This window comes from Microbacterium sp., assembly GCF_052099035.1.
Taxonomy (GTDB): Bacteria; Actinomycetota; Actinomycetes; order Actinomycetales; family Microbacteriaceae; genus Microbacterium.
Genome location: NZ_JBQDSX010000087.1, coordinates 1 through 9,384, shown reverse-complemented (window position 1 = coordinate 9,384; position 9,384 = coordinate 1). Strand labels below are relative to the sequence as shown.

At 67.7% G+C, this 9,384-nt stretch carries 10 protein-coding genes and 1 riboswitch; of the genes, 4 read left to right on the top strand and 6 right to left on the bottom strand.

The window, feature by feature from the left end:
• On the bottom strand, positions 1-811 hold an 811-nt coding region (locus tag ACTIAO_RS15875), incomplete at its 3' end, for an SDR family oxidoreductase (RefSeq protein WP_441907133.1).
• Positions 812-922: 111 nt separating this feature from the next.
• A complete protein-coding gene (locus ACTIAO_RS15870) occupies positions 923-1,684 on the bottom strand; it encodes an SDR family NAD(P)-dependent oxidoreductase (protein ID WP_441907132.1) in 762 nt (253 codons plus the stop codon).
• Between the two features lie 97 nt (positions 1,685-1,781).
• Here ACTIAO_RS15870 and ACTIAO_RS15865 point away from each other — a divergent pair, with 97 nt between their 5' ends.
• The 3 genes from ACTIAO_RS15865 to ACTIAO_RS15855 all read left to right on the top strand — a co-directional run bounded on the left by ACTIAO_RS15865 (position 1,782) and on the right by ACTIAO_RS15855 (position 3,444).
• A complete protein-coding gene (locus ACTIAO_RS15865; protein WP_441907131.1) occupies positions 1,782-2,141 on the top strand; it encodes a DUF488 domain-containing protein in 360 nt (119 codons plus the stop codon).
• Between the two features lie 160 nt (positions 2,142-2,301).
• A complete protein-coding gene (locus ACTIAO_RS15860; RefSeq protein ID WP_441907130.1) occupies positions 2,302-3,027 on the top strand; it encodes a phosphotransferase in 726 nt (241 codons plus the stop codon).
• A gap of 12 nt (positions 3,028-3,039) precedes the next feature.
• On the top strand, positions 3,040-3,444 hold the full coding sequence (locus ACTIAO_RS15855; protein ID WP_441907129.1) for an MmcQ/YjbR family DNA-binding protein: 405 nt from the start codon (positions 3,040-3,042) through the stop codon (positions 3,442-3,444).
• Between the two features lie 104 nt (positions 3,445-3,548).
• Here the strand turns inward: ACTIAO_RS15855 and ACTIAO_RS15850 are convergent, their stop codons facing one another.
• From ACTIAO_RS15850 to ACTIAO_RS15840, 3 genes are all read right to left on the bottom strand, one after another.
• Positions 3,549-4,331, bottom strand: a complete 783-nt coding sequence (locus ACTIAO_RS15850) for an energy-coupling factor transporter transmembrane component T family protein (RefSeq protein ID WP_441907128.1) — start codon at positions 4,329-4,331, stop codon at positions 3,549-3,551.
• Complete coding sequence (locus ACTIAO_RS15845) at positions 4,328-5,794, bottom strand: ABC transporter ATP-binding protein (RefSeq protein ID WP_441907127.1); 1,467 nt, start codon at positions 5,792-5,794, stop codon at positions 4,328-4,330. The genes ACTIAO_RS15850 and ACTIAO_RS15845 overlap by 4 nt, the downstream gene beginning before the upstream one ends.
• Before the next feature lies 1 nt (position 5,795).
• Entirely contained in the window at positions 5,796-6,440 is a 645-nt protein-coding gene (locus ACTIAO_RS15840; RefSeq protein ID WP_441907126.1) for an ECF transporter S component, read from the bottom strand.
• Positions 6,431-6,543, bottom strand: a riboswitch (TPP riboswitch). Its footprint overlaps the gene before it by 10 nt.
• A gap of 70 nt (positions 6,544-6,613) precedes the next feature.
• On the opposite strand from ACTIAO_RS15840, the gene ACTIAO_RS15835 reads away from it, so the two are divergent.
• Positions 6,614-8,287: a D-alanyl-D-alanine carboxypeptidase gene (locus ACTIAO_RS15835; protein WP_441907125.1), complete on the top strand. Its 1,674-nt coding sequence runs from the start codon at positions 6,614-6,616 to the stop codon at positions 8,285-8,287.
• A 57-nt stretch (positions 8,288-8,344) separates the two neighbouring features.
• On the opposite strand, the gene ACTIAO_RS15830 is transcribed toward ACTIAO_RS15835, so the two are convergent.
• On the bottom strand, positions 8,345-9,384 hold a 1,040-nt coding region (locus tag ACTIAO_RS15830; RefSeq protein WP_441907124.1), incomplete at its 5' end, for an ABC transporter ATP-binding protein.

Here is a 9,384-nt window from a genome sequence, read left to right as displayed (position 1 = left end):
AGAGCCGGTTGTCAGGGGTGCCGGGGACCGCGGCGTAGCCGGAGAAGTCCGTCACACCATCTGCCTCGAGCACATCCTCGACGATCAGGCTCTGTCCGGTGAACCCTGCAGCTGTCTTTGTGAGGACGGCGTACGCGGCATCCGCATAGATGTCGGGCGTACGGCTGGCGGCCATCACCTGGTCACCGCCGAGCAGATTCTGCACCGCGGCTGTCGCGATGGTCGTGCGCGGCCACAGTGTGTTCGCGGCGATCCCGTCGCTCTCGAACTCAGCGGCGAGCCCGAGCGTGACCATGGTCATGCCGAACTTCGCGAGCGAGTAGCCGGTGTGCGCGCCGAGCCACTTCGGCGTCGGGTTCAGCGGCGGCGAGAGCGACAGGATGTGCGGGTTCGTGGACTCGCGCAGCTGCGGAATCGCCGCGCGCGACAGCATGAACGTGCCGCGGACGTTGACGTCCTGCATGAGGTCGTACTTCTTCGCGCCGAGATCGAGCGAGCGCGACAGGTCGATCACGCTGGCGTTGTTGATGACGATGTCGATGCCGCCGAACTCGCCCTGCGTCTTCATGACCGCTTCGGTGATGTCGTCATCCTCGCGCACATCGCCGACGATCGGCAGAGCGTTGCCTCCGGCCGCCCGGATCTGCTCGGCAGCGGTGTGGATCGTGCCGTCGAGCTTCGGGTGCGGGGTGTCGGTCTTCGCGAGCATCGCGATGTTCGCGCCATCGGCTGCGGCGCGCAGTGCGATCGCCAGACCGATGCCGCGGCTGCCACCGGACATGAGGATCGTCTTCCCGGCCAAGTTGCTCATGTGTGTGCTCCTTCGTTGCGTTGGGTCGCGGTTGGGCGTTCAGGTCGCGATTCTGGTCGGTATCCCACGCTCAGAGCGACGAGAATCGCGACCTGAACGCGGGGATCGTGGTCACTTCGGGGCCATGCGGATCGCGCCGTCTAGGCGGATCGTCTCGCCGTTCAGGTAACCGTTGTCGATAATCGAGAGCGCGAGCGCCGCATACTCCGCCGGCTTGCCGAGGCGCGCGGGGTACGGAACCTGCTGCCCGAGCGACGCCTGCGCCGCCTCCGGGAGGCCGGCGAGCATCGGGGTCTCCATGATCCCGGGGGCGATCGTGCAGACACGGATGCCGTAGCGTGCGAGCTCGCGCGCAATCGGCAGGGTCATCGCGTGCACCCCGCCCTTCGACGAGGAGTAGGCGGGCTGGCCGATCTGGCCGTCGAAGGCCGCAACGGATGCCGTATTGATGATCACCCCGCGGTCACCGCCGTCCGAAGGGTCGTTCTTCGCGATGACCGCGGCTGCCTGGGATGTCACGTTGAACGTGCCGACAAGGTTGATGCGGATGACCCGCTCGAAGTCGGCGAGAACGGCGGGGTTGCCGTCGCGGTCGAGCACCTTGGCCGGCGGGGCGATGCCCGCGCAGTTCACGACGATGCGCAGCGGCGCCTTCTCGTTCGCCACGGCGACAGCGGCTGCGGCATCCTCCGGGCTCGTCACGTCACCCGGGGCGAATGTGCCGCCGAGCTCAGCGGCCATCTCGGCGCCGGCGGACGACGGAAGATCGAGCAGCGTGACGTGCGCACCGGCTGCGGCGAGCGCACGGGCGGTGGCGAGGCCGAGGCCCGAGGCGCCACCGGTGATCAGAGCACCGGATCCTTGGATCTGCATGAGTTCTCCTTCGAACGACTGTGCAACTCGGTTTCAGCATACGCGGTTCTCAGTTTCAACCCTGGCTCCCACCGCCACTGAGGTGTTGGCTGGAGTCATGGAACTGCGTCGCAAGCGAGCCTACGATACCGCCGAGTCCGCCGACGGCTTCCGTGTACTGGTCGATCGGCTGTGGCCCCGCGGTGTCTCGAAGGAGCATGCCGCGATCGATCTGTGGGCGAAGGACACCGCCCCCAGTCCTGAATTGCGCAAGGACTGGCACGCGGCATCCGACGCCGATTGGGGCGTCTACGCCGACCGCTATCGCGCCGAGCTCGCCGGGGAATCCGCCGACGCGCTCGAGAAGCTCGCCGCCGAGGTGAAGAAGCATCCCGTCGTGACGATGATCTACTCCTTGCACGACGAACAGCACAACCACGCGGTCGTGCTCGAAGAGGCGCTGCGCGAGCTGCTGTGAGAGCCGGCACCAGCGGCACCAGCGGCGCCGGCGCGGCCAGCACCGCCGCCAGCCGCCCCGCACAACTCCGGAGCTTTTTCGTCAATCCGCATGATCTCGGCCGGCACGGCACCGTTTGCGGCAGATTCTCCGGAGTTATGCGGGCGGGAAGGACGGCACGATGACGATCCCGGCGCCGAACATCACCGTGCCGGCGCAGGTGCGCGCGCTCGCCCGTGGCGCAGAGCTCACGCCGGTGTGGGAGAACGGCATCGGTGGACTGACGTTTCGCACGGACGATCGCCGGTTCATCAAGTTCGGTCCGCTGGATGCCGAGGCGAACATGCGCGACGAGGCCGAGCGCATGCGCTGGGCGGCGCAGTGGACGCGCGTGCCCGAGGTCATCGATCAGGGTCAGGATGCCACGCACGAGTGGCTGGTCACTCGAGCGATCGCGGGCGAGAGCGCGGTGGCGGCTCGCTGGACCGCGGAGCCCGCGGCCGCCGTGCGCGCGATCGGTGCGGGCTTGCGGATGCTGCACGATGCGCTCCCCGTGCAGCAGTGCCCCTGGGAGTGGGACGTGCCCGCCCGGATCGCGAATGCCGAGGCTCGCGGCATCCGCATCTCCGACGAGCTCCGCGATGCACCCCCTATCGACCGACTCGTCGTGTGCCACGGCGATGCGTGCGCTCCGAACACGCTCCTCGACGATCGGGGCGCTCCCGCCGGACACGTCGACCTCGCCGCCCTCGGCACCGCCGACCGGTGGGCGGACATCGCCGTGGCGGCAATGAGCACCGAATGGAACTACGGCATCGGATGGCAAGATGCCCTGATCGAGGCATACGGTCTCGAACCCGACCGCGATCGTCTCGCCTATTACCGCGACCTGTGGAATGCGACCTGAACGGAGCCCGATATGCCACATCCGATCATGTTCAGCGAAGACGATCCGCTCCTGGCGCGCGTCCGGGACATCGCGCTCGGGCTCCCCGAGGCAGATGAGAAGGTCAGCCACGGCCGCCCGGCGTTCTTCACGCAGAAGGTGTTCTGCTATTTCGGCGGGTCCATGCGGATCGACGGCGAATGGGTCGCCCATGACGCGGCGATCATCGTGCGGCCGGATGCCGAGGACGAACCCGCCCTGCGGCAGGACCCGCGGTTCTGGGTCCCCGCGTATCTGGGTGCGTGGGGCTGGCTCGGGCTCGACCTCGCCGATAACGCCGCCGATGACACCGACTGGCAGGAGATCGCCGAGCTCCTCGACGCCTCGTATCGGATGACCGCACCGCGCCGGTTGGTGAAGGAGCTCGACGCGCGCTGAGACACCATCTTCTGCCCGAGAAACCACGTGCGCGGTGGTGTCTCGACCCCGAAGTGGTGTCTCAAGCAGAAAGTGGTTTCTCGACAAGGCGTGGGGGCGGGGAATCAGGTCCAGACGAAGCGGAATGCCCCGGCCCACACCGCAGCGGCGAGGGCGAGCGCCATGATCACCACGCCGCCGACCAGCGCGACGGCATCCCGCCCGTGCAGCCGCGATGTCCGCGACCAGGTGCGGGGGATGTCGGACCCGAACCCGCGGGCCTCCATCGCCATCGCGAGCCGGGTGCCCCGGCGGACGGCGAACACGAGCAGCACGAAAGCCATCGAGAAGAAGCGCCGGACCGCCCCCGTGTCGCCGACGCCCCGTGCGCGCCGCGCGAGCCCCATCGTGCGCCAGTCGTCGAGGAACAGCCCGAGCATGCGCGTGCCGGCGAGGATGCCGAGGACGAACCGACTGGGAAGCTTCGCGACCTGGGCGAGGGCGTCGGCGAGCTCGGTCGGGTCGGTGTTCCCGAACAGCAGGATCGTGGGCAGCCCGAGCGCCACCACGCGCAGACTCACCGCGATGGCGAGCGAGATGGAGTCATCGCTGATGGTCGCGAAGCCCAGACTCCAGTAGATGTGACCGGCGGGTTCGGCGTACAGCAGCATGCTGAGCCCCGCGATCGGCGCGAAGATCACGATCGGGAGCATCCGCCGCGCGACCGTCGATACGCGCAGCCCAGTCAGCGGCATACACAGCAACTGCAGCACGATCGCCACGAGTCCTGAGACGACGTCGATCGATGCGAACAACGGTACCGACAGCAGCAGCGCGAGCACGAGCTTCGTGACGGGGTTCACCCCATCGAGCCAGGCCCGGTTCTGGACGAGCACAGGAGAGCTCATGCCCGCACCGCCTGCGCCTCGAGCGCGATCCGGTGACCGCCGAGGTGCCGGATCACGCCGTCGTCGTGGGTGACGGCGACGATGGAGGTGCCACCGATGATCTCCTCCTGCAGCAGCGCGACCAGCTCCACCCAGCCGCGTCGGTCCTGCCCGAAGGTCGGCTCGTCGAGCACGATCACCTCGGGGGATGCCGCGAGCACCGTCGCCACCGACAGTCGGCGCTTCTGGCCGCCAGACAGTGTGAACGGGTTCGCGCGCGCGAGCGATGATAGATGCAGACGGTCGAGCAGGCCGTCGACGACTGCCTGCGTGCGAGACGCCGACCACCCGAGTGCCTTCGGTCCGATGGCGAGTTCGTCGCGCAGCGTCTGGGTGAGGAACTGGTGCTCCGGCTCCTGGAACACTGTGCCGATCCGGGTGAGCAGCTCGCGTGAAGTCCACCGGAACGGCCGCGTGCCACGTTTTCCTGCCAGCGAGGAAGCGGACTCAACGGTGCCCGCCTGCTCGGCAATGAGACCTGCGAGCGTCAGCGCAAGCGTCGACTTGCCGACCCCGTTGGCGCCAGTGATCACCGTCGCCTGACCGCGCGGAACCATCACTTCGAGTCCCGCCTGCACGGTCGTGCGCGGGTCACGAGCGATCGCAAGTCCGGATGCCGTGAGCACCGGCTCCGCGTCGGACGGCGAAGCCGGCAGTTGAGCCAGATCGACATCGACGCCGGGCACCCACACCCCGGCATCCGCCAGCGCCCGGCCGTGCTCCGCGAACACCTGCGCGGGCGCACCATCGGCGAGCAGTCCGCCGTCGGCTGCGAGCACGATGACCCGAGTCATCATCCCCACCCATACCGGTGTACGGTGCTCGACGACGACGAGCGTCGCGCCCGTGGCATCCACTGCGCGCTCGACACTCGCCCGAACCTCGGCGACACCCTCCGGGTCGAGATTCGCGGTCGGCTCGTCGAGCAGGAGCAGGCCCGGCTGCATCGCCAGCGCTCCCGCGAGCACCAGCCGCTGCTTCTGCCCACCCGAAAGCGCCTTCGTCGGGCGTTGCAGCGGAACGTCGAGTCCCACCGCATCCAGCGCCTCCGCCACCCGCGTGGGTATTTCGGATGCCGGAACGCCGAGATTCTCGCATCCGAAAGCGACGTCGTCGCCGACTTTCGACAAGACGATCCCGGACTCCGGGTCCTGCATGACGAGTCCACTCTGGCCGTGCCGAGACTCGGGAGCTGCGCCGTCGACCAGCAAGGAACCAGTGCGCTCCCCCTCATCAGCGTCGCCGAGCACCCCGGCGAGCCCCGCGAGGAGGGTCGATTTGCCGGCACCGGACGCTCCGAGGAGCAGCACCCGCTCGCCCGGCTCGATCGTGAAGCTGACGTCACTGGTCGCCGGACGCTTGCGTCCCGCATACCGCCAGCCCCAGCCCGCCGCCTGCACGCGGGCCGGGAAGGCCCCGTTCACGTCAGACCTCGCGGACGAGCTCTCGCCCTGCGGCGAAGCGGTTCAGCGCACCGGTCGCGGCCAGAGCGCGCACGAGCATCCATCCGACGATGCCGGCCAGCACGATACCCGAGAGCGCGACGCAGACGAGATAGATGGAGTTGAACTCGATGGTCTTGAGGATGTTCGGCGTACTGCCGTAGAACAGCTCGAACACCCATGCCGCGATGCCCGCGCCGGCGCCGGCGAGCGCTGCGACGACGATCCCGAAACGGCGGTACAGGAACAACGCGAAGACGATCTCGGCACCGAGGCCCTGCACGATGCCGGACAGGATCGTGGAGACTCCCCAGACATTGCCGATGAGCATCGAGACGATGGCTGCGACCAGTTCGACGACGAGTGCGGCACCGGGCTTGCGGATCACGAGTCCTCCGACGACACCACCGATCAACCAGATGCCGACGGCGATTCCGCCGAGGCCCGGGGTGATGGCGTCTGCAGCACCGAACCAGGCGCCGCCCACGACATTCCAGCCCCAGAAGACCAAGCCGAGGGCGACACCGAGAACGGCTGCGACGACGATGTCAACGACTCGCCAGCGCCACAGTTCGGGGCGGCGAAGCCCCTTGGCGGCAGTATCCGAAGCGGACATGGTTGTACTCATCTGAACTCCTCCCTGCGCTGGCATGACCCAGATCAGGTTCGACGGTCGAAGCGCTTTTCGCTCCCTCTCAGCCCGGCATGCCCGGACTCCCGTGGTTGTAGAGGCGATCCTACCCTCACCAGGACAGTGATGCCCGCTCTCGGTCCCCGCACACTATTCGATAGCGTGATCATGTGACCTCTGACGACCAGGCCCCTGCCACCGGCGGGATGACCCGACGTGCGCGGCGCGCACGCCGCGGCGCGACGGATGCGTCACGCACGCCGACGCTGCCGTTCAGCGACCAAGCCGACGCCGCTCCCGCAGCCGTTCTCGAGGCACCAGATCCCGCAGAGACCGCTCTGGAAGACGCGGAGAACGGCCCTGTTGACGAGTCCGTGGCGAGCGTCCCCGCCAGCGAGTCGGATGATTCGGATCTCGCTGAGATCGTGCCCGAGGAACATGCCCCGCACGAAGACGAAGACGCTCAGCCCGAAGATCCCCGTACGGAATGGGCCGACACGGAACGTCTCCCGACGGCTCTCACCTGGCTGGAGACCAGCGATGTGGAAGAGTCCACACGTCCAGCTGATCTCAATACCGTAACGATGGCCGAGGCCGGCCCGGACCTGCTCGCGGACGCGAAGGTGCGCCCCGCACTGCTGACCGTGCGCTGGCTGGCTCCGCTCGCAACACTCGCGGCGCTCGTCATCGCATACAGCGTGACGATGCTGGTCTGGCCGCTGCACGCGGTACCCCCGACTGCCGAGGCCGTTGAAGTCACGACGATTCCGGCGGCAGCGGCCGAGATCGCCTGGCCCGCCGAGGGCAGCGCCGGCGTGAGCATCGCGGGCATCTCGTCGACCGCATCCACAGCGGATGCGGCATCCATCGCGAGCCTCTCGAAGGTGGTCACGAGCCTGATGGTGCTGGACCGGATGCCGCTTCAGCTCGGTGAACAGGGTCCGCAGTTCGCGTTCACCTACAGCGACAGCGTCGAGTTCTGGGACTACCTGCGCGCCGACCAGTCCGCCCTCGACGTTCCCGTCGACGGAGTGCTCAGCGAATATCAGATGCTGCAGGGCACACTGCTCGGCTCCGCGAACAACTACGTCGACCGCCTCGCCCGTGACATCTGGGGTTCTGATGCGCAGTTCGAGTCGGCCGCCGCGACCTGGCTGGCCGAGCGTGGACTTTCCGACATCACGATCCTGAGTCCGTCCGGCTTCGACGAGCGCAACGTCGCCAGTCCCGACGCGCTGCTGCGGCTCGCCGAGCGCGCCATGCAGAATCCGGTGTTCGCGGAGATCGTCGGCTCTGCAGGAGCCGAAATCCCCGGTGCCGGTTACGTCGAGAACACCAACGGGATGCTGGGCGACCCCGGCGTCGTCGGCATCAAGACCGGGACGCTCGTAGGGTGGAGCCTGCTGACGGCCAAGGACGTCACGATCGGCGACACCACCATCCACCTTTACGCCTCTGTGCTGAATCAGGCCGGCAACGACGAGCGCCTCGCGGTCACTCGGTCACTGTTCTCGCAGGTCGAGGCCGCCCTGGCCGAGGTCGCACCGGCCGTGCCGGCGGGCACCGTGGTCGGTGGAGTGAGCACGATCTGGGGTGCGAACGTCGACATCGTAACCGATGAGGATGCCACCGTCGTGCTGTGGAACGGAGCGACCGCAGCGCCGGCCGTTGCACTCGATCTGGGTGACAAGCGTGCAGCCGGTGACACCGTGGGCACGCTCACGGTGGCTGGTCCGGTCAGCACGGTGACGGTTGACGTCGCACTCGCTGAAAACATCGATGGCCCGAGCCCGTGGTGGCGGTTGACGCACCCGATGGAGCTGCTCGGGATCGACGCGAAGTAGCCGCTCCAGACAACACAAGGGGCGGGCGGCCGAAGCCACCCACCCCTCGAATGAGCGTCAGTTCTCGACGGCTCCGCTTTCGGATGCCTCGACCTGTTCGACAGCACCGGTGGCCACCACAGGAACGGCATCCGTCATCGCCTCTTCGGCGTCGATGTCGGTCGCAGCCTGCTCGAACTGCGACTGGTACAGCCGCCAGTACGGGCCCTGCGCCGCGATGAGCTCATCGTGGGAACCCTTCTCGACGATGTCGCCGTGCTCCATCACCAGGATGAGGTCGGCGTCGCGGATGGTCGACAGGCGGTGCGCGATCACGAACGACGTGCGCCCCTGTCGGAGGGCCGCCATCGCTTGCTGCAGCAGCAGCTCGGTGCGCGTATCGACGGCGCTCGTGGCCTCATCGAGAATGAGGATCGATGGCTGCGACACGAATGCCCGGGCGATCGTGATGAGCTGTCGCTCACCGGCTGACACGTTCGAGGCATCCTCGTCGAGCACGGTCTCATAGCCGTCCGGCAGGGAGTGCACGAACCGGTCGACGTACGTGGCGGTTGCCGCCTCGATCACCTCGTCATCGGTGGCGGTAGAGCGGCCGTAGCGGATGTTCTCGAGGATCGAGCCTGCGAACAGCCACGGATCCTGCAGGACCATTCCGGTCCGCGAGCGCAGCTCCTCACGCGTGACTTCGGCTATGTCCTGGCCATCGATCAGAATGCGACCGGAACTCAGCTCGTAGAAGCGCATGATCAGGTTGACCAGAGTCGTCTTGCCGGCCCCGGTGGGTCCGACGATCGCGACGGTCTGCCCGGGCTCGACCTGGAACGACAGGTCGGTGATGAGCGGACGATCCGGCGTGTACGAGAAGGAGACGTTCTCGAACTCGATGACGCCGCGGCCGGCGACATCGGGATCCGGCAACGACGGTGCGTCCTCGGCATCCGGTTCCTGCTCGTCGGCGTCGAGGAAGTCGAAGACGCGCTCGGCCGACGCCGTGCCCGACTGCACGACCGCCGCCATGCCGCCCAGCTCCGACAGCGGCTGCGTGAACTGCTGCGAGTACTGGATGAACGCCTGCACGTCGCCGAGGCGCAGCTGGC

Coding starts and splice junctions, on each gene's coding strand:
- ACTIAO_RS15865 (WP_441907131.1), top strand. CDS start 1,782: ATGGAACTGCGTCGCAAGCGAGCCTACGATACCGCCGAGTCCGCCGAC.
- ACTIAO_RS15870 (WP_441907132.1), bottom strand. CDS start 1,684: ATGCAGATCCAAGGATCCGGTGCTCTGATCACCGGTGGCGCCTCGGGC.
- ACTIAO_RS15850 (WP_441907128.1), bottom strand. CDS start 4,331: ATGAGCTCTCCTGTGCTCGTCCAGAACCGGGCCTGGCTCGATGGGGTG.
- ACTIAO_RS15840 (WP_441907126.1), bottom strand. CDS start 6,440: ATGAGTACAACCATGTCCGCTTCGGATACTGCCGCCAAGGGGCTTCGC.
- ACTIAO_RS15855 (WP_441907129.1), top strand. CDS start 3,040: ATGCCACATCCGATCATGTTCAGCGAAGACGATCCGCTCCTGGCGCGC.
- ACTIAO_RS15860 (WP_441907130.1), top strand. CDS start 2,302: ATGACGATCCCGGCGCCGAACATCACCGTGCCGGCGCAGGTGCGCGCG.